General features: G+C 34.4%; 20 protein-coding genes. 13 read left to right on the top strand and 7 right to left on the bottom strand.

Annotation, left to right across the window (positions count from 1 at the left end):
• Positions 1 to 74: 74 nt before the first annotated feature.
• From ASF10_RS21780 to ASF10_RS21770, 3 genes are all read right to left on the bottom strand, one after another.
• Positions 75 to 1508 (bottom strand): PepSY-associated TM helix domain-containing protein, encoded by a 1434-nt coding sequence (locus ASF10_RS21780; RefSeq protein ID WP_056254174.1) that lies wholly within the window; start codon positions 1506 to 1508, stop codon positions 75 to 77.
• Positions 1509 to 1582: 74 nt separating this feature from the next.
• Positions 1583 to 2815: a DUF4374 domain-containing protein gene (locus ASF10_RS21775; RefSeq protein ID WP_056254171.1), complete on the bottom strand. Its 1233-nt coding sequence runs from the start codon at positions 2813 to 2815 to the stop codon at positions 1583 to 1585.
• 24 nt (positions 2816 to 2839) lie between these two features.
• The gene (locus ASF10_RS21770; protein WP_056254168.1) at positions 2840 to 5233 is read right to left on the bottom strand and encodes a TonB-dependent receptor; all 2394 of its coding nucleotides are present in this window, start codon (positions 5231 to 5233) and stop codon (positions 2840 to 2842) included.
• Between the two features lie 107 nt (positions 5234 to 5340).
• On the opposite strand from ASF10_RS21770, the gene ASF10_RS21765 reads away from it, so the two are divergent.
• The 9 genes from ASF10_RS21765 (at position 5341) to ASF10_RS21725 (ending at position 15538) form a co-directional block, all read left to right on the top strand.
• A complete protein-coding gene (locus tag ASF10_RS21765) occupies positions 5341 to 6372 on the top strand; it encodes a helix-turn-helix domain-containing protein (protein WP_056254166.1) in 1032 nt (343 codons plus the stop codon).
• A 903-nt stretch (positions 6373 to 7275) separates the two neighbouring features.
• Positions 7276 to 7590, top strand: coding sequence for a hypothetical protein (locus ASF10_RS21760; RefSeq protein ID WP_056254164.1), 315 nt, complete (start codon positions 7276 to 7278; stop codon positions 7588 to 7590).
• A 229-nt stretch (positions 7591 to 7819) separates the two neighbouring features.
• The gene (locus ASF10_RS21755; protein WP_055091413.1) at positions 7820 to 8509 is read left to right on the top strand and encodes a hydrolase; all 690 of its coding nucleotides are present in this window, start codon (positions 7820 to 7822) and stop codon (positions 8507 to 8509) included.
• A gap of 86 nt (positions 8510 to 8595) precedes the next feature.
• Positions 8596 to 10380, top strand: coding sequence for an amidohydrolase (locus ASF10_RS21750; protein ID WP_056254161.1), 1785 nt, complete (start codon positions 8596 to 8598; stop codon positions 10378 to 10380).
• A gap of 2 nt (positions 10381 to 10382) precedes the next feature.
• Positions 10383 to 11753 carry an alginate export family protein gene (locus ASF10_RS21745; RefSeq protein WP_056254158.1) on the top strand — a complete coding sequence of 457 codons (1371 nt, stop codon included), beginning with the start codon at positions 10383 to 10385 and terminating at the stop codon, positions 11751 to 11753.
• A 24-nt stretch (positions 11754 to 11777) separates the two neighbouring features.
• A complete protein-coding gene (locus ASF10_RS21740; protein ID WP_056254157.1) occupies positions 11778 to 12341 on the top strand; it encodes a 2'-5' RNA ligase family protein in 564 nt (187 codons plus the stop codon).
• A gap of 328 nt (positions 12342 to 12669) precedes the next feature.
• Positions 12670 to 13593 (top strand): helix-turn-helix domain-containing protein, encoded by a 924-nt coding sequence (locus ASF10_RS21735; protein ID WP_056254152.1) that lies wholly within the window; start codon positions 12670 to 12672, stop codon positions 13591 to 13593.
• Between the two features lie 142 nt (positions 13594 to 13735).
• On the top strand, positions 13736 to 14464 hold the full coding sequence (locus ASF10_RS21730; protein ID WP_056254149.1) for an SDR family oxidoreductase: 729 nt from the start codon (positions 13736 to 13738) through the stop codon (positions 14462 to 14464).
• A 309-nt stretch (positions 14465 to 14773) separates the two neighbouring features.
• Positions 14774 to 15538, top strand: a complete 765-nt coding sequence (locus ASF10_RS21725; protein ID WP_056254146.1) for an SDR family NAD(P)-dependent oxidoreductase — start codon at positions 14774 to 14776, stop codon at positions 15536 to 15538.
• Between the two features lie 104 nt (positions 15539 to 15642).
• Here ASF10_RS21725 and ASF10_RS21720 read toward each other — a convergent pair whose 3' ends face one another.
• Positions 15643 to 16101, bottom strand: a complete 459-nt coding sequence (locus ASF10_RS21720; RefSeq protein WP_056254142.1) for a hypothetical protein — start codon at positions 16099 to 16101, stop codon at positions 15643 to 15645.
• Positions 16102 to 16324: 223 nt separating this feature from the next.
• On the bottom strand, positions 16325 to 16798 hold the full coding sequence (locus ASF10_RS21715) for a PepSY domain-containing protein (RefSeq protein WP_056254140.1): 474 nt from the start codon (positions 16796 to 16798) through the stop codon (positions 16325 to 16327).
• Positions 16799 to 16948: 150 nt separating this feature from the next.
• Between ASF10_RS21715 and ASF10_RS21710 the strand changes: the two genes are divergently transcribed.
• A complete protein-coding gene (locus tag ASF10_RS21710) occupies positions 16949 to 17668 on the top strand; it encodes a DUF4386 domain-containing protein (protein ID WP_056254139.1) in 720 nt (239 codons plus the stop codon).
• A gap of 195 nt (positions 17669 to 17863) precedes the next feature.
• On the opposite strand, the gene ASF10_RS21705 is transcribed toward ASF10_RS21710, so the two are convergent.
• Together ASF10_RS21705 and ASF10_RS21700 are read right to left on the bottom strand one after the other, a co-directional pair.
• Positions 17864 to 18568, bottom strand: a complete 705-nt coding sequence (locus ASF10_RS21705) for a LytR/AlgR family response regulator transcription factor (RefSeq protein ID WP_056254137.1) — start codon at positions 18566 to 18568, stop codon at positions 17864 to 17866.
• On the bottom strand, positions 18565 to 19608 hold the full coding sequence (locus ASF10_RS21700; RefSeq protein ID WP_056254133.1) for a sensor histidine kinase: 1044 nt from the start codon (positions 19606 to 19608) through the stop codon (positions 18565 to 18567). The genes ASF10_RS21705 and ASF10_RS21700 overlap by 4 nt, the downstream gene beginning before the upstream one ends.
• Positions 19609 to 19772: 164 nt before the next feature.
• Between ASF10_RS21700 and ASF10_RS21695 the strand changes: the two genes are divergently transcribed.
• The 3 genes from ASF10_RS21695 to ASF10_RS21685 are packed head-to-tail and all read left to right on the top strand — an operon-like array spanning position 19773 to position 25533.
• Positions 19773 to 21158: a TolC family protein gene (locus ASF10_RS21695; protein ID WP_056254130.1), complete on the top strand. Its 1386-nt coding sequence runs from the start codon at positions 19773 to 19775 to the stop codon at positions 21156 to 21158.
• A gap of 12 nt (positions 21159 to 21170) precedes the next feature.
• Complete coding sequence (locus tag ASF10_RS21690) at positions 21171 to 24455, top strand: efflux RND transporter permease subunit (RefSeq protein ID WP_056254127.1); 3285 nt, start codon at positions 21171 to 21173, stop codon at positions 24453 to 24455.
• On the top strand, positions 24445 to 25533 hold the full coding sequence (locus tag ASF10_RS21685) for an efflux RND transporter periplasmic adaptor subunit (RefSeq protein ID WP_056254124.1): 1089 nt from the start codon (positions 24445 to 24447) through the stop codon (positions 25531 to 25533). The genes ASF10_RS21690 and ASF10_RS21685 overlap by 11 nt, the downstream gene beginning before the upstream one ends.
• Positions 25534 to 26240 lie beyond the last annotated feature (707 nt).

The raw sequence follows: 26240 nt of genomic DNA, 5'->3' as shown, positions 1-26240 counted from the left end.
AAAAGGCGAAACTTTACGAGTTTCGCCTTTTTAATATCAAAAAAAAATTCAAAAACGGTATCTGTAAAAGATACTTAAAGAGATAATTCCTTTTCAGGAATTGCCTTTGCTTTTATGGGAACTGCTTTTGCTGTAACCTTTGGTTTTGAAGCCGGCTTTTTACCAAATTTCTGTTTTCCCCACCAGATTAAAAATCCCGTAATTGGCAAAGTAGCCGAAATTAAACTGGCAAAAAATGCCATAAACTTCCCGGTAAGTCCCAGAACACTTCCTACATGAATATCATAATTCATTCTGCGAATTTTATCCGGAATATTCGCTTCTATATATTTGCCTGAAAAAGGTGTTTTTATCGAAATTTCTTTAAGCGTCTGCTGATCAAAACTGTAACGGTCCATATTATAGAACGTATTTTTTTGTTTGTAAACAAAAGCTCCAATAACATCTGCAGGTTTTTCCGGTACAGTCACTAAAATTCCTGAAGCCTCCGGATTTTGTTTTGCTATATTCAGTAACACTTTATCAACGGTAGACAATTCAAATGTTTTAACATGAGTCGTATCAGATTTTGGAGATTCACGGCTTTCTACTAAAGGTTTTCCTCCAGATGTTACCCAATATAAGGATTTACTCCACCAGCCAAAACTCCAAACCAAACCCGTAACTGATATAAACAAAAGAAAAATCATACTATAAAAACCAAGTACATTATGCATATCATAATTGACACGCTTAAAACTTGCTGACCATTTGATCTTAAAACTTTTATCACGGATTGATTTGATCCATTTTACGGGCCACCACAAAACAATGCCTGAGATTAGTAAAAAGACAAAAATCAAAATTGCAACACCCACAATTGGTCGTCCAATATCATAAGGCAGCCACAAAGCGCGGTGGCCATTTAGAATAAATCTGAAAAAATCAGGAGAATCTCCTCTCGAAACAGATTTTACATTTAATATTTCTCCTGTATAAGGATTCATGTAAACGCTTGTAAAAATCCCTCCTCTTCTTCTTTTGGATTTCTCTTCTTTTCCCTTTTCTTTTCCTTTGCCCTGACCTTTTTCTGGTGCTTTTACTTTCTCACCGTCATTTTTAGCCAGATCCTGTTTTCTTTCTTTTCGTTCTCCTTTTTTACCATCGCCCTTGCCTTCTTTATCCTTACCTCCTTCTTTTTTCTGAGTAAAATAACCCACAATAGCCGCATCGTCTTTTGCACCAAAAGTAACACTTGTGGCATGTTTGCCTTTCATGGCATTATCTGCAATTGTAATTAATTGCGAAGGCAGTAAAAATGCTTTTTCCTGAGGTTCTACAAAACGCCAGTCTTCGATAAAATCTTTAATTTCATTTTCAAAAACATAAATACAGCCAGTTAAACTTACGATAACTACAATAATTCCGGATGCCAGCCCAAGCCATAAATGCAGCCAGGCCATCACGCGCTTAAAAAGCGACTTTTTACTTTTTTTCTTATTAGGATTTGATTTTGAAAAAGAAAACATATTTAACAGCGTATAAAGGATAAATAAAAAAACCGCAAGCCCCGAAAGGCCTACGGCTCAAAAGAAACCAATTTTTAATATTTTAATTTTGCAATTGCAGTAATTTGACCACCTTCAACTTTTATACCTTTTGTAGCTACACCAGTTGTACCATTAATAGTATAAATCCAGTTTCCGTCAGGCGTATTGATACCTACAACAGCTGAACTTCCGTCTTCAGAAACAAGATTATATCTGTTTACTGTTGTAAAGCTAATTTCTAGCGGTACATCTTTTACCCATGTAAATGTTTGCGCATACACATCTGCAACAGCAAGTTTTGCCGCTCCTTTATTCGTTCCCGGAGTACCATACATTTGCAATAAAACTTTTCCTTTTGAGATATAGCTTGAGGAAGCAATTTTATATCCACCTGATTTTTCTTCTACATTAAAGAAATATGTTTTATCAAATTCTGTAGTCCCTTTTTTGATTTTTACAACTGCAGATGGTTTAGTAGATGTTAAAACAGCATTACTTGTTGCCGCTGCACTAGAGAAACCGTAAGCATCTCCGTTTTCGTCCTGATACAAACCGTTTGTAAAATAAGCACCCAAATAACTTGTACGGTTATCTTTGATTACTTTCTCTAATTTAAGTTCCGGATAATTGTATACCGCAACCCACGTACTGTCTGGGTTTACTGTACCAAAATTATCAACTCCGTCCCCTTTTATACTCATGTACGGCATAAATACTTTATCACCAACCTGAGTTGCCCACGTAAAAAAGGCTCTCTCACCGTTTCCTGCTAATTTTTTAGTATCCTGTTGTGCTTCTCCGGTAATCAGAGATTTTTCGGCATCAATTTTATACATAGAAGCAATCGAAGCAGCACCACTTCTTGGTACTTTAATCGTTAAGATATCTTTGTTTACAGCCGCGAAAACGTGTACTGTTTCAGCTTGAAAATCAGATTTTTTAACCAGTTTCCCTTCAGTAGTTAAGTTATAAGTAGTTACAGCTCCCGGATTTCCCTGTCCGTATAATAAACTAAAAAAGTTATTTTGAGCCGTAATATAATAACGATAAGAACCATCTTGTTCAATTCCGTTTCCTGTAGTAGTGATAGATCCTTTAGAAATATCATCTGTCGTTAACAAATAATCAGCAATTCCTGCTGCTCCTGTAGTAGCTGTAATGATATATTTTGTTTTTCCTGTATCAACTCCTCCTGTTTCATCTCCTGATTTTTCAGAATCACTGCTACAAGAGAATGTTGTAAATGCTACCAAAGCTAATAAAGCTAATTTGCTATTTTTTTTCATGTTATTATGGTGTTTGTATTAAAATTAATTATGTGATTTGGTAAAAAAATATCTAAATTTTATATAAAAAGCCCTGCTTGGTTTTTGCAGCGAAAAATTATCATAAAGCTTATTATCCAAAAGGTTTTTACATTCCAGTGCGATATTATATTTTCCGTTTGCAAGAGTGTAAACAGCGTTTATATCGTGACTGAATTGCTGCGGAATTTCTAATTTGCTATCCTTGCTTCCCATACTTGGCCATGACAAATAATACGTGTGTACATAAAGCAGGTTGTAACCAACAGATAAATTATTTCCTTTTTTAATCAGGTCATTAAAAAATACCGTTGCATCAGCATTTCCAAAAAGGAAAGGCATATTTGGGATTCTGTCTTTATAAAAAGGAGACACATAATTTTGATTGGGCTCATATTCCGTCATATTTCGAATATTTTGATAGGTTGCATTCAATCCCGCTGTAAATCTGGTTCTGTATGAGTATCTAATTTCTCCATCGATACCATAATTAGTCACCTTGCCCTGATTAACATTCGTCGTCATCGTTTGATTGTTATTTAGCGTTGGACGAATAAAATCTGTAGCATTTCGATGCAAAAGATTGACATCAAATGATAAGGCATTTACTTTATTAAAACTAGTTTGGTAACTTGCACCAACATTAAAATTATTACTGGTTTCAGGCTTTAAGGCAAGATTTCCTTCTAAGTTATCATTGACATTTCCAAAAATTTCTTCCGGAGTTGGCAATCGGTAACTTTTTTCAAACGACGCTTTCAATTGCAGATTATGCTTTAAGTAATAACTTGTTGCAGCGCCATAACCTGTAGTTGTAGTATGATCTACATATTGTTGATAGGCAATATCACCCGCATTTCCTGAGGGATTGTAACTTCTGGAATACGTAGTTTTTAAGGAATAATCTTTTAAAAATACCGATGTACTCCATTTTTCATTGTAATCAAATTTATATCCCATTCCTAAAACGTTCTTTTGCGTTTTTTTAGGCTGTTTATAAACCAATGATTCCGGAACTAATTCATCACTTTCCTTACGATCAAAAGTGGTAAACGTATTATTAAGCATAAAAGAGTGTCTCTCGCCCAAAGCATAAGTTGCATTGGCAGTGGTAACCCCATTATTGTTTTTAAATTTTCGAAGTGTACGGCTTCTTTCTCCACCCAAACCGGCATATTCTCTATATTCACCAAACCAATTATATCTCCTGAAAACGGTATCAACATTTTGTTCTTCTCCAAAATTGAAATTTCCGGTAAGATTTAAATTAAGCCCTTTTGTAAAAAGATCTTTAACCTGATATTTTAAAGTAGGCATCAAAATATTTCCTTTTCGATATACCTGACCAAATACACTAACCATTCTGGCTCCCGTCTGGATATCTGCCTTATTTTCTCCCGCTGTAAAACCAAATAATAATTTATCAGCATATTTTTTTCCGGTAAGACCAATATTTAAGATCACAGTTTCGTTGCGGTATTTATCATGAAACCTCCTAACACGCTGATTAGGGAAATAAGCGCCCGTATTTAAATTAGCCACATCTACATTTACCCAATAATTGTTATCAGAATAATTCTGAAAAGCATTGATTTCAGTAGTAAAACCACTTTTAGACGTATAACCTGCATTAATACTGCTTCTGTGCGTATTAAAAGATCCAAAAGAATAAGAAGCATCTACAAAAGTTCTTGGTTTGCTATTGGTAACGATATTTACAGCACCTCCAAGCGCATCTCCGCCCAGCCAAATAGGCACAACTCCTTTGTAAACCTCTACACGATCTGCAAGATTTATAGGGATATTATTCATTTGAAAAGAAGAACCAAAATTATCCATAGGCACACCGTCGATAAATACTTTTACCTGATTTCCCTGAAAACCATTGATCGAAAGCTCTGATCTTGAACCTACTCCGCCCGCTTCACGAACACGAACTCCGGAAACCCTGTCTAAGGCATGGGCTAAATCGAGTGTAGAATTATGAAGCTTTTTAGCATCGATTGCTGTTACGCTATACGCTTGTTTGTTTACTTTATCCGTTTGGGAACGACCTAAAACAGTTATGTTTTCCAGCTCATTTAATTCGCTTTCTAACTGAAATGAAAAATTTGAATTAGTATCCGAAACTTCGACATGTTTTTTTTGAGTTGCAAAACCAATTGCTGTAATTTTTAAAGTATACTTTCCCGGTTTTACATTTTTGAAAACAAACTTTCCGTTTTCATCTGCAATCATACTTAAATCCGTTTTTTCGATCGCAACTGAAGCATAAGGAATTGTTTGTCCGGAATTTTCAAGAACTTGTCCGGAAACCGAAACTCCTTGATTTTGCTGAGAAAATGATACCAGTGAAAAGAGAAAAAATATACTAAAAAATAAAAATTTGTGAGCTGTCATATCTTTAATTAGACTAATTATAAATAACTTTGCCGCAAAAGTACCATCAACAACTCGAAAAAAGATAGGGAAAAACGGATTATTATTTTGTAAAAACGGATTATATTTTGAAAATCAGATCGAAAATTTTAGCACACGAAAACGCCATTATCAAAATTGAAATTGGCGATAAATATTACCCAAAAAATCAATTGACAGAGGAAAATATCAACATTGAAAGCAATGATTCAGAATCTATAAAAAGCCACCATTTGATTAAAGAAGGAATGGTTATACTTGATACTCAGATGTATTTTTTGACACCGCAAACTATTGTATTCGAAATTGATGAAGAGTCCGTAGTCATGAATTTTATTTGCTGCAATAATGTCGAAACGCAGATCGATCAATTAGAATCTGAAAAATATTCTAAAGAAAATACACACAATATTTTTTATACCACAAACTACAAAGCCACTTTTAAAATTCCGGCTTTTGAGCAAATCAATTATTTGTCTGTTATTTTATCAAAAGACTTTTATTACCAGATAATAAATGAAGATTGGGAACTTCATGAAAAATTTTCGAAAAATATCCTGCTAAAAAAATCGAGTTATCTTACGTCAAAATATCTTCCGTTTACACCTGCGATTCAATGGGTAATTCACGAAATTAAAAACTGTAACCGTCAGGGTGCCTTAAAAAAGATGTATATCGAAACAAAAGTCAGGGAATTATTAATACATCAGCTTGAAGCAATAATTACTTTGCCCGTACAAAAGGACCAAATCGACGAAGATGATTATAATAAATTACAACAGGCAAAACTTATATTAGACGAAGATTATGTTCATGCCCCAACATTAGCAGAACTTTCAAGATTGATCTCGCTAAATGAATTTAAGCTTAAAAAAGGATTCAAAGCCTGTTTTGGCACAACCGTAAAAAGCTATATCATAAAACTAAGAATGGAACGTGCAAAAGAGTTATTCCAGAATAAAGCATCAACTGTAAGCGAAGTTGCTTATAAATGTGGTTATAAAGATGTGTCACATTTTTCAGCAGCATTTAAAAATTTCTACGGATTTTCTCCTCAAAAGTTCAAGATCAATTGGGATTTTATCAATTTCTGGGTCACAGGTCTTTTATTATTAAGCTAAAAAAAAGGGTTTTTAGATTTAGTTGTAAACAACCAAAACTAAAAACCCGATAAAAATTAGACTATTGTATGCTTGCAAACTTATACAAATCTATTCACCTTAAAGTGAATATGTCAAACTTTCATTGTAAAAAAAAAATTGTTTCTCCAAAAACAGTTGCACATAGAAAATCTAAAAAAAACGCTGTTTAAAAAGGTAAAAACAGGATCTACATCGATTTCTATACCACAAAACTAGTTTCTACTTTAGACAAAACATTACGGCTTTCCTCATTCACAGCAACTTTTTTTTCTTATTTATAATCATTCAATCTTAATTTATTGTGTTAGATCAAGTTACGCTTTACTTTATCAAGCGATTTAAATGTTAAGTTTTTGCTTAATTAATTTTTTGAAATCTATTATTTACAATAAATCTCCAAATACATTTTTCTTATTCTAGATTAAGTGAAGCTCTTTGAGTTTACCAATACATTTGTAAAACAAATTTATAGTTCTTTAAAAAACCCGAAGCATATTCTCGAAAAGACAAAAAGAGATTTTCTAATAAAGAAAAAAATCTTGTCCTGGATTAAGTGAAGATCTTTTAACGAACCAATACATTTGTAAAACAAATTACAGTTCTTTAAAAAACCGAAGCATCTTGAAAAGACAAAAAAGAAATTTTCTAATTAAAAAAAATCTTGTCCTGGATTAAGTGAAGATCTTTTAACGAACCAATACATTTGTAAAACAAATTACAGTTCTTAAAAAATCGAAACATATTCTCGAAAAGACATTAAATAATAAAATAATTTCTTGTCCTAGATTAAGCGAAGACCTTTTAATTAACTAATACATTTGTAAAATAAATTACAAGTTCTACTTCTCAAAGTATTGAGACAGAACCTTAAAAAAAACGATTATGAAAACTCTTGAATTCTTATTACTCGGAAAAAACGAAGCGATTCTGGCCATATTACTTCGACTTGTAAACGCAAATGAAGATTGGAATGCGGTTGCTTTCGATCACGAGGACGAAGCTCAGGAATACTTTCGAAATCACAAAATTGACATCGTTCTGTTGAGTTCCGGAATCGAAGATCATGTCGAAAAAAAGTTCACTGCTTTTTGCTTAGAACAACAACCAGAAGTAGAAGTAATTGAACATTTTGGAGGAGGAAGCGGATTATTAAAATCAGAAATCCTACACCGATTACATCTAAAAGGAAAAATTTAGGTACCAAAACTTTCCTTTTTTAATTCAGCAAAAGCTTTAAAATAATTCATTCACGAATATCCAATAACAAATTGACGATATATCGTTAGAACCCTTATTGCCTTTTTTGAAAAACCCTTTAAAACCAACACATTACAAACAAGGCATTTTATTTGAATGCAAAACATTGAAAATCAAACAAAAAAATAATTTTTAAAAACCCTTTTATTCACAACAAAAATAAATTATCATGAAAAAAATACTTTTAACAGCAGCATTATTATTTGTAACTTTTATAGGATTCGCTCAAAAACCAAGTCCGGCACAATTAGATCCTTTCAACCATACATTAGTACTTATTGATTACGAAAGCCAAATGGCATTTGCAGTAAATAACATTCCAATCGATCAGCTTCGTAACAACACAGCTCTGGTTGCAGGTGCATCAAAAATATTTAAAGTTCCTACTATTGTAACAACAGTTGCCGAAAAATCATTTAGCGGACCCGTTTTCCGTGAAATCGAAGAATTCTATCCTAAAGCAACTTCAAACTACATAGATCGTACATCAATGAATACCTGGGAAGATGTTCCTGCTCACAAAGCTATAGTTGCAAAAGGCAAAAAGAAATTAGTTTTTGCAGGTTTATGGACAAGCGTTTGTATCGTTGGGCCAGCGTTATCAGCAATCAATGAAGGTTATGATGTTTATGTAATTACAGATGCAAGCGGCGATGTTTCTAAAGAAGCACACGAAATGGCCGTAACACGTATGGTTCAGGCGGGTGCACATCCGGTAACTTCATTACAATATTTATTAGAATTACAACGTGACTGGGCTCGTCAGGAAACTTATGTACCTGTAACAGATTTAGTTAAAAAATATGGTGGTGCTTACGGTGTTGGTGTTCAATATGCACACGAAATGCTAAAACATTAATTATAAGATTATTCTCGATTGGTTCCTTAAAAGGCTGTGTTAAGTCACAGCCTTTTTTTTCTTAAAACCTTAATAAAACCACTATTATGAAACCAAAAATTATAATTTCAGCATTACTTTTAATTATTTCCCTGCCTATTTTCGCTCAAAGCAAAAGTGCCACACTTATCGTTCATCACGCTGTTATTCATACACTAGACGATAAAAATACTATTGTAGAAGCAATGGCTATTGCCGATGGAAAAATCCTTAAAACCGGAAAAAACAGCGAAATTTTAAAATTAAAAAACAAAAAAACAACTATAATCGATGCCAAAGGAAAAGTGATTATTCCCGGAATATTCGATTCTCATATGCACATTATCCGTGGCGGAAGATTCTTTAATACCGAATTGCGCTGGGATGGCGTTCGCTCACTTAAAAAAGCTTTGGCGATGTTAAAAGAGCAAGCCCAAAGAACACCAAAAGGACAATGGGTTCGCGTAGTTGGAGGCTGGAACGCTTATCAGTTTGAAGAAAAAAGATTACCAACTCTTGAAGAAATCAATGAAGCAACAGGCGATGTACCAACATTTATATTGCATTTATACGGTCACGCTTATTTGAATAAAGCAGGAATAGCAGCTTTAAAAATTAATGCCAATACACCTAATCCAAATGGCGGACTTGTAGAAAAAGATGCAAACGGAAATCCAACCGGATTATTAATAGCGGAGCCAAATGCTTTTATTTTATACTCGATACTTTCTAAACTTCCGGAATTAACGCCTGATGAAAAAATAAATTCGACCAAACAATTTATGACAGAAATGAATCGTCTTGGCGTAACTGCCATTATCGATGCCGGTGGCGGATTCCAGAACTTTCCTGACGATTATGGCGTAACAAACGGTTTATGCAAAGACAGCGATCTTACCATAAGAATGCCTTATTACTTATTTGCCCAAAAAGCAGGAAGCGAACTAAATGATTACAGTAAATGGGTTAGTACAGTCGAAATTGGAGAAGGTTGTGACGATCACGACGACTCTAAAGTTGAATATCACGCACAAGGTGCTGGAGAAAATTTGGTAATGAGTGCCGGGGATTTTGAAAATTTCGATAAACCAAGACCGGAATTAAGTCCCGCAATGGAAGGGCAATTAAAAGAAGTTTTATCATTACTGATTAAAAAAAGATGGCCGTTTAGAATTCATGCCACTTACAACGAAAGCATAACAAGATTCCTGAATGTAATTGAGTCAATCGACAAAGAGACACCACTAAACGGGCTTTTATGGTTCTTTGATCACGGAGAAACTGTTTCTGTAGAAAACTTAAAACGTATTAAAGCTTTAAACGGCGGATTAGCAATTCAGCATAGAATGGCATATCAGGGAGAAAGTTTTATAAAAAGATACGGAAAAACAGCTGCTGCAAACACGGTTCCGCTTAAAAAGATACTCGAAATGGGAATCAAAGTCGGAATGGGGACCGATGGAACCCGTGTTGCCAGCTACAATCCATGGGTTGGTTTGTATTGGTTAACAACCGGAAAAACTTTAGGCGGACTTAAATATATGGCAGATGAAAATATTCAGGACAGAACAACCGCACTAAAATTATTTACTTACGGAAGTGCCCAATTGATCAATTTAGAAAAAGATCGCGGTATGCTTACAGCAAATAACCTGGCTGATTTTGCGATTCTTTCTGACGATTATTTTAATACTCCCGAAGAGAAAATCTTAAACATAGAATCGAAACTTACAGTTGTAAACGGTAAAGTAGTTTATGCTGATACAGATTTTAGAACCTTTGCACAACCAACTCCAAAAGCAATTCCGGATTGGAGCCCGGTGAACTATTTTGGAGGTTATCAAAAAAACTAATTATGAACACGCTATTCCGATTATTGTTGCTTTTTGGATTTATTTCAATAGCAAATGCACAACAAAAACCTGTATTTCAAAAGTTGCGGTATGACGATGATGTTACGTATTTAAAAACAGATTCGACTAAAAACCTGTACGAGAAAATAAAATATATTCCGCTAGGCAAAAACAGCAATTACTTCGCCACTATTGGTGGCGAAGCCAGATTGCAGTACACTTATACCGTAAATGATAAATGGGGCGATGATTCTGATGAAGGTGATGGCTATTTACTTTCTCGTTATTTGCTTCACGCCGATATGCATTTAGGTGTTTTCAGAACTTTTTTTGAATTGCAAAGCAGCTTGGCAAACAGCAAAATTGATCCCAGTCCGGTAGATGAAAACCAACTCGATTTTCATCAGGCATTTCTGGACATTGATTTTATTCGAAATGAAAATGAACAACTTACATTGCGTTCCGGAAGACAGGAAATGATGTACGGTTCACAGCGTTTGGTCGCTGTTCGGGAAGGTCCAAACAGCCGACTTGCTTTTGACGGAGTTAAATTGTTTTATAAAAATAAAAACTGGCAGACAGATGCTTTTTTCACCCACCCGATTGCGAATAAAACCGGAACTTTTAATGATAAATTCAATGAAAATGCCAAATTCTGGGGAAGTTATACCGTAATTCACAAAGTGCCTTTTATTCAGAATATCGATTTATATTATTTAGGTCTCTGGAAAAGCCGTGCCGTTTTTGATGACGCTATTGGCGAAGAGAACAGACAATCTATTGGAACAAGAATCTGGAAAAACAAAGGAAGCTGGAAATACGATTTTGAAGGTCTTTATCAATTTGGAAAAATAAATGAAAAAACCATTTCTGCCTGGACACTTTCATCCTTTGCCTGTTATACTTTTGAAAACGTAAAATTCAGCCCTGAAATAGGACTTAAAACAGAAATTATTTCCGGTGATAAAAACTCCGGCGATGGTCATTTAGAAACCTTTAATCCGTTATATCCACGAGGTGCTTATTTTGGATTAGTAGCTTTGATTGGTCCATCAAACTTAATAGATATTCATCCGTCGATTAATTTTAGTTTAACAGAAAAACTTGGACTCGGAATTGATTATGACATCTTTTGGAGACAAACCATAAGCGATGGTTTATATGCACCAAACATGCAGCTTTTATATTCCGGAAAAGATACAACAGAACGTTTTGTAGGTTCTCAATTGATTTCTAATTTAGATTATTCCATGAATGATTTCTTATCCTTTACCTTAGAAACCGGATGGTTTAATGCCGGTTCATTCCTAAAAGAAGTTGGCACCGGAAAAGATTATTTTTATGCTGCTTTGACTGCTCAATTTAAATTTTAAATTTGTGTAAATCAAAAGTGCACAATGGAGAAAAAATATTCAGTTGCCATTTATCCTTCACAAGATGTTATTGCTTCAGTCAAAACGATGAAGGATTATTTAAAAAGCAAAATAAAATGGTATAACAGTTGCAATTCTACAGCTCATATTACTATTTGCGAATTTAAAATTGAAGAATCTGATATCGAAAAAATAAAATTGAAGCTTTTAAAAATTTCTGATACGTTTACTCCTTTTCGGGCTTATTTAGATCATTTTGAAGCATATGAAAATAGCGGCGCTTTCTTTATAACTCCTAATGAAGAATCGAAAATTGATTTAAAAAATATTCTAAAAAAAACACAGGAAACTTTAAAAGCTTTAAAATTAAAAAAAAGCGATGATCCACATATGTCTGTCGGTAGAAAGCTAACACCCGAAAATCTTAAAATAGCATCAGAGTTATTTACTATAATAGATATCAATTTTTCCTGCAAAGAGATTGTTTTACGCGAATTAGATCCAATTAAAAAACAATTTGTAGTAATAGATACTTTTGCATTTGGCAGTAATCCACAACCAGAATTAATTCAGGGAAGTTTGTTTTAAACATATTTAAATTATAAGCACAATCTTGTCATGCTGAGAGACAAAGGTTCTTAAGCAAATTAAACATACAGTTTGTCATTTCGAAAAATGAGAAATCTTCGCAAGAAACTCTACAAAGATTGTCGATTTACATTATAGGGCCACTTACGAAGATTTCTCATTCTTCGAAATGACACAAAATTCGAATAATTCTTTGCGAACTCAGCGAAAAAACCTAGCGCTCCTTGCGGTTAAATAAACACAAAGTCAAACAACCTCAAACCTGAAACTTTAAACTAAAAAAACCTTTTATAAATTTTCGTATATTTGAATTTTACAATTCACACATATGAAATCACTGGATTCATTTTACCAAGACATTACCGAAGGCTCAACCGTTGAACCAAGTTCATTATTACCAAACGACATTAAAAAAGAAATTGGACATTTTAATGTATTTGATATTAAAGAGCTTTACGAAAGGATGAAAGAAAAGCCTAATATGCCTTATGACCGACGTGCATATTATAAAATAAGTCTCATAAAAGGTAATAATCGTGCCGAATATGCTGATAAAATCATCAATATCGAAAAGCAGGGACTTTTATTCGCAACACCCAAAATTCCTTATAATTATATTCCGCAAGACACCAATCAATCCGGACAGTTTTGTGTATTTACCAGTGAGTTTTTATCCAAAAATAAAAGCGGAATTGACTTAGACGAACTTCCTATTTTTGCTTCAGACGGTTATCCTGTTTTTCAGCTTGCAGATGAAGAAGTTATCGAAGTTGAATTGATTTTCAACAAAATACAAAAAGAAATCAACTCTGATTATATTTATAAATATGATTTGATTCGGAATTATGTAGCCGAGTTAATTCACTTTGGACAAAAATTACAGCCAATTACCGCTTTGTATTCTAAACATAATTCAGCAGCGAGGGTTTCCTCTTTATTTGCCGAATTACTGGAAAGACAATTCCCTATTGAATCTCCCAATCAGCGATTAGAACTTAGAACTGCAAAAGATTTTGCTGAACGATTATCAGTTCATGTCAATCATTTGAATAAAGTTCTAAAAGAAAACACTGGAAAAACTACTACCGAATTAATTAGCAGCCGATTAACAAATGAAGCAAAGATTCTTTTAAAACAAACAGATTGGAACATCTCAGAAATTGCGTTTTCCTTAGGTTTTGAAGAACTCGCCCATTTTTCTAATTTCTTTAAAAAACAAACCACCTTTACGCCTTTGGCTTTCAGGAGTTGATTTTAGATTTTAGATTGTAGATTGTAGATTTTTAAATTTATAGTATCTGATTTGAATTTCGCAAACATCGATTTGAAATTTACAAATCCCCAACCCTACTTCGCTCCTACCTTTGTCTTATCAATTTAAAAGATCGAAAAAGATGAACTTATCAAACAACAAAATTCTAATAACAGGCGGCGCAAGCGGTATTGGACTTGGATTAACTAAAAGATTTATTGAAGAAAATAATACTGTAATTATTTGTGGCAGACGTGAATCTGTATTAAATGAGGTTAAGGCAAAGTTCCCAACAGTAATTACAAAAGTATGCGACTTATCTCTCGAAGCAGAACGCATTGAACTATACAAATGGATTGCAGAAAACCATAGCGATTTGAATGTTTTGGTAAACAATGCCGGAATTCAAAAATGGGTTTCAGTTACTGATGCTGACTTTTATGAAAGTATGAAAGCCGAAATCGCTACTAATATTGAAGCGCCATTGCATTTAACTTCACTTTTTGTTCAGCTGGAATCGCTGAATACGGTAATGAATGTAACATCCGGACTTGCTTTTTCCCCTTTTGCAAAAGTTCCCGTATATTCAGCTACAAAAGCATTTTTCCGTTCGTTTACGATTTCACTTCGTCATATCCTGAAAGCAAAAAACATTGAAGTGATCGAAATTGTTCCACCTGCATTAAACACAGATCTTGGCGGCGTAGGTTTACATGATGCACATCCAAGCGTAAGTGATTTTATCGTATCTATTTTTGAACAACTAAAAGAAGGAAAATCAGAATTAACCTTTGGAACCAGTGAGACAAGAATAAATGCAAGTGTTCCGGAATTAAAAGCATCTTTTGAGGCTTTACATTCTAATTTATAAAATACAAATATTTAAACACATAGAATCATAGATATTGTAAATGCTAAAAAAAGGCATTTCATTTTATTTAAATAATCATAGAAAACAGATCGCTAAACTATGTTTTAGAAACCAGTTTCTTTTTACAATCTTTTTATGTGTTTAATTTTTCTTGCAGATTTGCTTCGCCTGTTCGCTATTGCTCGGGCGGCAGATTGAGCATATTTTTAAATCCTTTAATCTATGGCGAATAGATTTTCAGCACAATGCAAAAGCATTTCACAATCAACAATTAATAATTCACAATCAACAATTAACAATTAAATAATCATGGCAGTAAATACAAAAATAGCTCTTGTTACAGGTGGTAGCAGAGGTTTAGGGAAAAATATGGCAATTGCAATCGCAAAAAAAGGAATTGACGTAATCATTACCTACAACAGTAAAAAAGACGAAGCTGATGCTGTTGTAAAAGAGATTGAAAATCTGGGACAAAAAGCAGTTTCATTACAACTAAATGTAGCTGAATCAGGTACTTTTGATGCTTTTTTTACAAATGTTTCAGAAGCTTTAAAAAATACATTCAAAACGGATAAGTTTGACTTTTTAGTAAACAATGCAGGAATCGGAATTCATAATTCTTTTATTGGAACAACTGAAGCAGAATTTGATCAATTGACTAATATTCAGTTTAAAGGACCGTTTTTCTTAACTCAAAAAGCATTGAATATTATAAATGACGGTGGCGGAATCGTAAATATTTCTACTGGTTTGGCTCGTTTTTCATTTGCTGGCTATGCTGCTTATGCTGCTATGAAAGGTGCAATTGAAACACTAACAAAATATCAGGCAAAAGAGTTAGGACAAAGAAAAATCAAGGTAAATGTTGTGGCTCCGGGAGCTATTGAAACTGATTTTGGTGGCGGAGTTGTTCGTGATAATGATCAAATGAATCAACAAATCGCATCAGTAACTGCTTTAGGCAGAGTTGGTTTGCCTGATGATATTGGTGGCGTAGTTGCTTTTTTATGTACCGAAGATGCAAAATGGATCAACGCACAACGTATCGAAGTTTCCGGCGGAATGATGTTGTAAGTCCTTTTACCTTTTAAGTAAACCCGTGAGATTTAAAAAAATCTCACGGGTTTATTATTTTAAATACATCCTAAAATAGTGAAACAGAGAAAATGATTAAATCCTTAAATAAATTTCACTCTAATTTTAGCAATCCCTTCACCTTCTTTATTGAAGACAACTTTATATAATTGCTTACTTATTTTTATACCAGTTTCAAAAGTTTCTTCATTTTTATCATTCAGAACTAAATAATTCTGAATAATTGTTTTTACCGCATAATTTTTAGCCAGATAATTTTGTGCTTTGAGAGGTAATTTAGTTTTGGGAATTTGCACTTTATAGGATATAAAAACACCGTCGCTCCAATATAATGCAAATGCTTTTATATTAGATGCCACGTTAAATTCTGCTTCAAATTTAATGTCATCACTTTTGTCATATTCTACAGACCAACTTGCCACTTTTTTAGGATATTGTTTTTTAAAAGCTATTGTTACATTTTCCGGCGGTATCAGTACACTTGACTGTGCCAGCAACAAACTGCTGCATAAAAAAAATGCGAATAGAAGAACGTTTTTCATAGTAGTAAATACATAAATTTAATCTCCGTAAATAACGCAATAAAAAATCAAACACACTAATTATAAGTAGGTAAAATCTTATAATAATATTTTGTTTGATATTCAAATAATTATGAATTTGAAGGTGATTTTTTACGATAAAACAATAAAAACAAAACCCGACACATTTAGAATATGTCGGGTTTCTCGTTTTAAATATATTGAATTTAGTAAGTATACAGGATTAATCTTTTTCGACTATGACATCAAAACCGCCATTTTTATCGAATACAACATCATAAAATCTGGAATCTTTTTGTATTCCTACTTCATATGTTGTTTTGCTTTTGTCGTCTACTACAACCGCTATTTCCTTAATTGCCGATGCAGGATAATTTTTCTTGAGATATGCCTGCGCTTTTTGCGGAAGCTGGCTTAACGGAATCTGCAATTCATAGGCTTTAAGAACACCCAAATTGTCATAAACCGCTAGTGCTTTTGCCTTTTTATCGGTAACATATTTAGCCTCATAACGAATTTCGTCATCGTCATCACCCACATATTTCATAGTCCAAACCGGTATTTTGCCAGGATATTCATTTTGAAAAGTATATAAAACCTTTTCTGGCGGAGTAACTATTTTATCAGGAGAAACTCCATTTTGTCCTATCAAAAAACTACTGCATAAAAAGGTAATAACAAAGAAAATATTTTTCATGATTCCAATTTTAAATTAATAACCTTTAAAATAACGTATTAAAATTACTACTTTATTTTAAAGTATTAATCAAATTATAAAAAAATGTTAAAATAGGCAGTAACAATTTTAAATGTCAGGCGTCTTACGTTAAAACCAAACCTTAAAAAAATGAAATTTAACCTAAAGAACTTTCAAAATTCACCACAACTTTATGCCCGTATTGCCGGACTATTATATCTCGTTATCATAGTAATGGGATTCTGTGCAGAAACATTTGTCAGAAATAAACTTTTCGTTTCCGGAGACGCAACTGCCACAGCAAACAATATTATACATGCCGAATTTTTATGGAAAATAGGAATCACAGCGGATCTCATCATGCAAATTTGCGATCTTCCGGTAATGATTATTCTTTATTATCTTTTAAAACCTGTAAGCAAGAAACTCGCTTTGCTTAATTTGTCTTTTAATTTGATACAAACTGCCGTATTGGTTGCCAATAAATTAAATCTTTTAGCCGCATTATTTTTTCTTGGAGATGCTGCATATCTAAAATCTTTTACACCAGATCAGTTGCATACATTGTCTTATCTTTCTATCAAACTGCACGATTTTGGTTTTGGCGTAGGATTAATCTTTTTTGGATTTGTATGTCTGTTTGAAGGTTATTTGATTTTTAAATCAGGTTATTTTCCTAAAGCAATTGGGGTTTTAATGACAATTGCAGGAATCTGTTACTTGTTCAACAGTTTTGCTTTAATTCTATTCCCGCAACTTTCGAGTATTGCGATATTAATGCCTTGTTTACTTGCTGAGTTATCTCTTAGTTTATGGTTGGTTTTTAAAGGTGTTAATCTTCCTGTCTGGAAACAACAAGTTATATCATAACTTCATAACTGTTTGAAATAATAAAAAACACCACTAATTCACGAATCTTATAAAAAATAATAGTTCGTGAATTCGTAGCGAAAAATTCACTTATCTGTCTATTATACAAAAATCAAAAAAGCCTGCCAGAAATTCATCTGTGCAGGCTCTTTTTTTTGAAATAATTGAATTAGTAAGCAAATTTATTTCTAACGTTTATTTCTTCAATCGGTCAGATAATTCTCTTTTATAGGTAATCCCAACCGGTAATTTTTCATTTTTAATGACCACAAAATCTTTGTCTGTAGTTTCTATTTTATCCAGTGCTACGATATATGATTTATGAATGCGCATGAAATTTTTCTCTGGCAGACATTTCTCAAATTCACTTGTTGTAATCGATGCCAGATATGTTCTTTTTATCGTGTGCAACTTCACATAATTACCAAAACTCTGCGCAAACAAAAGCTGGTCTAATTCGATATCCATAAAATAACCATCGACTTTTACACTCACAGAATTTACAATTGTTTCTTCTGTTTCTGCTTTTGCTTTTGTACTTTCTGTTGCAAAAAAACGATCAATTGCTTTTAAGAATCTCGGAAAATAGATAGGTTTTAAGAGATAATCTATTACACCATAATCATAACTTTCAAGCGCATATTCAGAATAAGCTGTTGTCAGGATTGTTTTAGGATGTGTTGGGATAATCTTTAGCAATTCCATTCCTGAAATCTCCGGCATATTAATATCCAGAAACATTAAGTCTACAGGATTTTCCCGAAGATAATCCATTGCTTCGATGCCATTATAGCCTTGAAAAACCAACTCTAATTGCGGATTTTGCTTGATGTAATTCGCCAACACATAATGCGCTGCCGGTTCATCATCTACAATTATACATTTTTTGGGTTCTCTCATTCTACAAACTTTTTCAATTGCAATTTCAAATCTACAATGTAAGTGTTTTTATTTTCGTCCTGAATATCTAATTTATAGTCTTTTCCATAAATAAGATTCAAACGTTCAATAGTATTTTTTAATCCAATTTTGGTCGAAACCACGTCTGTTTTTTTCGTGGGAATTGAGTTTACAACATGCAAATGCAACAACCCATTTTCTACTGTAATTATAATTCTCACATAACATTTTTCTATCGCGCAAGTTCCGTGTTTAAAGGCATTTTCGATAAAAGCAATCAACAGCATTGGTGAAACTTTATAGGCGTTTTCGTTATCTATTTTGCAATCGTATGTGATTTCGCAACGGTATCCTACCCTTTCTTTTTCCAGCTGAACATAACTGTTTATAAACTCCAGTTCATCCTCCAGCGAAACACATTTTTTGCTGTTACTCTCTAATTGATAACGCATTAACTGTGAAACTTTCATAATTAGATCCGGTGTTCTTTCCGGAAATTCAAGACTTATACCGTAAAGCGTATTAAAGGTATTAAATAAAAAATGAGGATTTAATTGTCCTTTCAACGAATTGAGCTGCATTTCATTAAACAATAAAGCTTCATCTGTTTGTTTTCTATGAATCCTGTAGAATTTAAATACAATTATAGGACTTAAAATACAAACCAAAGTTCCCAAAACACTTGCCAATTGATACATATAACTGCGTTGATGCGAGTTTTGATACAAACGGCAATTACTAAACATATCGAGCATCATAATCTCGTATAAAACTACAGAGAAAACGAATACTCCAAAAAGCGTTAAAAAAATATAAGTTAAAGGACGTTGTGTTTTAAATAGAATTGGCAAAAGAAAAAAACGGTTGAATTGAGCGTGCATGTATAAAATAAAATAGAAAAACACACCCATTAATATGGACGCTAAAGAACTAAATAACATCCAGTCATTTTTTAACGTATAGATGGTAAAGGAAAAAGCAACAACGGCAATTTCCTGCCACCATTTGTTATCCAATATGTTATCGAATTTTTTATTCATTTTTAAAATTTAAATAGTCTACAAATTAACCACTAATTTTTAATTTAAATTCCCAATAAATGACAAATTCAATTGGTCATTTATAATCGCAGTACATCATTTATTGACGCCCAAATTCAAGCAAGACAAATAATTTTGTTAGATAATTTGATACCACTAATTTTATGTACTTCAGAAAAATTACTTTGTTAGTTTTCTTGATTTTTGCTTGTGGTAGTTATGCTCAAAACCTGACTTTAAAAGAAGCAATAAAAACAGGTTTAGAAAACTACGGTTCCATTAAAGCAAAAAGCAATTACACGAATGCGTCACGCGAGAGCCTCAAGCAATCCAAGCGTGATTATTTGCCAAACCTTAACTTATCGGCACAACAAGATTACGGAACCATCAACGGGCAAAATGGTGCTTTGTATGGTTTTAATGGTTTAGGAACCGCTTCGTCCGGACCTGCATTGCCGGATCAAAACTGGAACTCTGCTTTTGGAGCATTGTATCTGGTCAATATGAACTGGGATTTTTTCACTTTTGGAAAAACAAAAGAAAGAATCAACTTAGCTAAAGTAGATGTTCAGGCAAAAGAAAATGACTTGAAACAAGAACAATTTCAACAGGAAATCAAAATTTCTGCTGCTTATTTGAATCTGCTTGCAAGCCAAAGATTATTGATTTCGCAACAAAAGAATTTAAGCCGTGCCGAAGTTTTTAAGAAAACTGCCGTTGCACGAGTTAAAAACGGATTATTGGCGGGAGTCGATTCTACATTGGCTACAGCCGAAGTTTCGAAAGCAAAAATTGCGCTGAATCTGGCGAGAAACTTCGTTAAGGAACAAAACAACAAACTAGTTGATTTAATGGGCGTTGCGCCTCAGGATTTTGTAACGGATACCTTGTTTGTAAACGATATCCCGAAAGAAGTTCTTAGAGGAACTGTAACCTCAGACAGTTTGCATCCTTTATTGCAATTCTACAAAACGAAGATTGATTACAGCAATCAGCAGGCAAAATTGTACAAACGTTTTTATTATCCTACGATGAGCGCTTTTGGTGTTTTGCAAACGCGTGCTTCAGGATTTAATAGCGATTATATTACGGATCAAACTTCCTTTAATAGAAATTATTGGGATGGCGTAAATCCGGATCGCACCAATTATTTAGTCGGAATTGGAATTAGCTGGAACCTGACGACTCCGTTTAGGGCAAGCAAACAAGTAAGTGCTCAAAAGTTTGTTTCGCAAGGATTACAGGAAGAATACAATCAGGCGGACAGAGAACTAAAATCTCAATTGAAATTAGCCGACGATAAAATACAAATCACGCTTGAAAACTTTGCCGAAGCGCCAATTCAGGTCGATGCAGCAAAAAGAGCGTATTTACAAAAATCGACTTTATACAAAAACGGATTGACTGATCTTACAGATATTACCCAAACTTTATATACGTTAAACCGTGCCGAAATCGACCGCGATATCGTGAATAATAATGTATGGCAATCGTTTTTGCTAAAAGTAGCTGCTACTGGCAATTTTGACTTATTTATAAATGAATTTTAATTATAGATCCTAATGAATTTAATACGTTTTGCACTCCGCAAACCCATCTCCATATTAGTATTGGTTGCGGGTCTATTTTTCTTCGGAATTGGTGCCATCCAGGACATTAAGGTAGATATCCTGCCAAAAATGAACTTGCCGGTTATCTACATTGCGCATCCGTTTGGAGGTTATACGCCAGACCAGATGGAAGCTTATTTTGCTAAGACTTATGTCAACATTTTACCGTTTGCCAATGGTGTAAAATCGGTAGAAACCAAAAATATTCAAGGGTTAATGATCATGAAATTAACCTATTATGAAAACACAAATATGGCGCAGGCTGCAGCCGAATTAAGTTCACTTTCGAACAGGATTCAGGCAGCATTTCCTCCGGGAACCCAACCTCCGTTTATCATTCGTTTTGATGCTTCTTCTCTTCCAATTGGTCAATTGGTTTTGAGCAGTAAAATACGCTCAAACAACGAATTGCAGGATTTAGCCAACGTTTATGTTCGTGCTTCGTTTACTTCGATTCCCGGTTTATTATCGCCGGCTCCTTTTGGCGGAAGCCCAAGAACTATTGAGGTTAACGTAGATCCGGATTTATTGCGTTCGCACAATATGACGCCGGATCAGGTTGTAGAAGCGATTCGTATCAACAACCAGACGGCGCCGTCAGGAAACGTGAGAATGGGCGATGTAAACTACATTACACCAACCAATAATACGATCAAAGAAGTTAAGGATTTTGAGAATATTCCGTTATTTAAAGGAAGTGTTCAAAACTTAAAATTAGGTGATGTTGCCACTGTAAAAGATGGTGCCGATATTACGCAGGGTTATGCTTTGGTAAACGGAAAACGTTCGGTTTATATTAGTATTGCAAAAGCCGGAGATGCTTCGACCTGGGATGTAGTTCAGAAATTAAAAGCTGAGTTGCCTAAAATTCAAAGTACATTACCGGAAGACGTAAAATTATCTTATGAATTTGACCAGTCCGTTTATGTGATTAATTCGGTAAAAAGTTTGATTACAGAAGGTATTATCGGAGCGGTTTTAACCGGATTAATGGTATTGCTTTTCCTTGGCGACAAACGTGCGGCTTTGATTGTAATCTTAACGATTCCAATTTCGATTATATCAGGGGTTTTATTTCTAAAATTATTCGGACAAACGATCAACTTAATGTCTTTAAGCGGATTAGCTCTTGCAATTGGTATTCTAGTGGATGAAAGTACGGTAACAATCGAAAATATTCACCAGCATCTCGATATGGGCAAACCCAAGGCGCTCGCCATTTGGGATGCGTGTCAGGAAATCGCCTTGCCAAAATTATTGATCTTACTATGTATTTTGGCAGTTTTTGCACCAGCTTTTACAATGGTTGGTATTCCGGGAGCGTTGTTCTTGCCATTGGCTTTAGCAATTGGATTCTCGATGGTTATTTCTTTTTTACTTTCTCAGACTTTTGTGCCTGTAATGGCAAACTGGCTGATGAAAGGACATGAAAAACACGAACATGAACCTACTATTACGGATGATGAAGCAGAATTTAATGCCTGCGGATTAACACCGGAATCTGAAAAAGACCTGATTACGCAGAAAAAAGGATATGTTGAAAAAGTAGATACTAATAACAACGGAAAAATTGGTGCTTTTGAGCGTTTCAGAATCCGTTTTATGAGAACGCTGGATCGATTATTTCCTTATAAAAAATTAACCGCTTTAGTTTACCTTATCGGAATTACACTTTTGGCTGTTCTCTTTATTAATTTCATCGGAAAAGATGTATTCCCAAAAGTAAACTCAAGTCAGTTTCAATTAAGAATGCGCGCTCCCGACGGAACCCGTTTAGAACGTACCGAAGAAAAAGCAATCATTGTTTTGAAAGAATTGCAAAAAATGGTGGGCAAAGAACATATCGGAATTTCGTCTGTTTATGTGGGACAACACCCATCTTTATTCTCGATTAACCCAATTTATTTGTTCATGGCAGGTTCGCATGAAGCAGTATTTCAGGTGAGTTTAAAAGAATATCATACGGATATGGATGACTTTAAGGATGACTTTAGAGCGAGAATTAAAAAAGTACTTCCGGATGTAAAACTTTCTTTTGAGCCAATCGAATTGACGGATAAAGTTTTGAGCCAGGGATCTCCTACTCCAATCGAAGTTCGTATTGCCGGAAAAGACAAGAAACGAAATGAGTTATATGCAACTCAGATAGTAGAGAAACTAAAGAAAATCTCTTATTTCAGAGACGTACAAATTGGTCAGCCCATTCATTATCCGGCAATGAATATTGATATCGACAGAACCCGTGCAGCTGAACTGGGCGTTGACATGAACGATATATCACGATCATTAGTTGCGTCGACTTCATCATCACGATATACAGAGAAAAATACCTGGGTCGATGAAAGAGCCGGATTATCATACAATGTTCAGGTTCAGGTACCGCTAAACCAGATGAAAAGCAAAACCGATATTGGAGAAATTCCGGTATTAAGAAATTCGCTTCGTCCGGTTTTAAGCGACGTTGCAAAAATTACACCCGGATTTGTAAGTGGTGAAAATGACAATTTAGGGGCTATGCCATACATTACCGTTACAGCAAACATTAGCCAGACAGATTTAGGTACGGCAGTAAAAGATGTAGATGCAACAATTAGTTCATTGGGAGAGTTACCACGTGGTTTGTTTATTACCCCAATTGGAATGAGTAAGGTATTGGTTGAAACATTAAGCAGTTTACAAGTCGGATTATTGGTTGCCATCTTTGTAATCTTCTTAATGTTAGCCGCTAATTTCCAATCGTTCAAGGTTTCGTTAGTGATTTTAACAACAGTTCCGGCAGTAGTTTTAGGCGCTTTATTAATGCTTACTATTACAGGTTCTACGCTAAACTTACAATCGTATATGGGTATTATCATGTCTGTTGGGGTTTCGATCGCAAATGCCGTTTTATTAGTTACGAATGCTGAACAACTTCGAAAACGAAATGGTAATGCATTAGAATCGGCACGTGAAGCTGCGGCTTTAAGGCTTCGTCCTATTATCATGACATCTGTTGCGATGATTGCCGGAATGTTGCCTATGGCAATTGGTCATGGCGAAGGCGGCGATCAGGTTTCTCCGTTAGGTAGAGCCGTAATTGGCGGATTATTATTTTCGACTTTTGCCGTATTGCTAATCCTGCCGCTTATCTTTGCATGGGCACAAGAAAAAACAACAACACAATCTGTTTCCTTAGATCCTGAAGACGAAGAAAGCATCCATTATATCTCATCATTAAATCCAAAAAATGAAAAATAACATTATACAATCGACCGCATTATTTTTTGTAGCCGTATTTTTTCTAACTAGTTGTAACTCTAAGAAAGAAGAAGCTCCTGTTGCAGAAATTGAACCTAAAACAGAAACCATTTCTTTAGAGAAAGAAAAACTAACGACAGAGTTGCGTTTACCAGCCGAATTAACTGGTTTTCAACAAGTAGATTTATATGCTAAAGTAAGCAGTTTTGTAAAATTGCTAAAAGTAGATATTGGTACCAAAGTAAAAAGAGGACAGCTTTTGATCGTTCTTGAAGCACCGGAAATCAGCTCTCAGTTGGCTGCTGCCGAATCAAGACTAAAATCAATGGAAGCCATTTATGCGACAAGCAAAAGTACTTACAACCGTTTGTATGAAACGAGCAAAGTCGAAGGAACTATTTCTAAAAATGACTTAGAAATGGCAAACGGAAAGAAAAACTCAGATTACGCACAATATCAAGCCGCAGTTGCAGCACACAAAGAAGTGTCGATTATGAGAGGTTATCTTGAAATTCGTGCTCCTTTTGACGGAGTTGTAGCAGCAAGAAACGTAAACTTAGGAACGTTTGTTGGTCCGGCAGGAAAAGGATCTGATTTGCCTTTATTGACGATTCAGCAGCAGGATAAATTGCGTTTGGCGGTTTCTGTTCCTGAGCTTTACACAGGATATTTACATGAGGGCGACGAAATGAATTTTAATGTAAAATCATTGCCTGAAAATTTTAAAGCTAAAATTACCAGAATGTCTGGAGCATTAGATTTAAAGTTACGTTCTGAGCGTGTAGAAATGGACGTTATTAATACCAAAAAAGATCTTTTGCCAGGAATGGTTGCCGAAGTGCTTTTACCGCTTAACGCAAAAGACAGCACATTTGTAATTCCAAAATCGGCATTGGTGAGCTCTGCTGAAGGTATGTATGTAATTAAAGTGATCGACCACAAAGCAACAAGAGTAAACGTAAAAAGAGGAAGAGAAATCGACGATAAAATTGAAATCTTCGGAGATTTGAACCTGAAAGATAAACTGGTGAAAATTGCCAGCGAAGAAACTAAAGAAGGCGATATCATAAACGAATAATACCGATTATGTATTCAATACAGTCTAATAAAAATTAGACTGTTTTCATACTATATCGGCATTAATAACCTGCGTTTAGTCTTCATTTTTAGTGATTACCAAAAACTGTACGCTTAATGCGGCATTCTGAAATCTAATTTTAGAATGTGAATTAAATTCACCTTAAAGGACGATACTTGATATAGTATCGTCCTTTTTTTAATGCTTTTGTTTTTGCTACGAAGGCGCTAAGACACAAAGTTTTTTTAGTAACGATTAAGCATTTTTTTGTCATTTCGAGGCACGAGAAATCTTCGCGAGAAGCTCGACAAAGATTGACGATTTTGCATGCGTAGAATGGATTAAAATCCATCCCTACAATATAGTACGTTCCTCCGGAACTCTCTATAAAATTACGTTCTAATGATTCATTTTGTAACAAGGTCCCGAGGCTTCGGGATTAATCCCTTGAATCGCAAAGTAACCCAATATTGTCATTTCGACGCAGGAGAAATCCTCGCAAGTAGCTCGACAAAGATTGGCGATTTTACATGCGGAGTTAGTTGCAAAGATTTCTCGTTCCCCGAAATGACAGACTTTGCGGTTATATTCTTTTAAACTTTTACTTAAATGAAAACTCTTAGATTTTTTAAGGAGCTATTTCCTGCTATCATTCCAATCTTTTTTATTGTGAAAAACAATAAAAAAGGATTTTCCCTTCTATCAGG

This window comes from Flavobacterium sp. Leaf82, assembly GCF_001422725.1.
Classification (GTDB): domain Bacteria; phylum Bacteroidota; class Bacteroidia; order Flavobacteriales; family Flavobacteriaceae; genus Flavobacterium.
The sequence above is the reverse complement of the archived record's forward strand: the minus strand, read 5'-3'. Positions and strand labels throughout refer to the sequence as shown.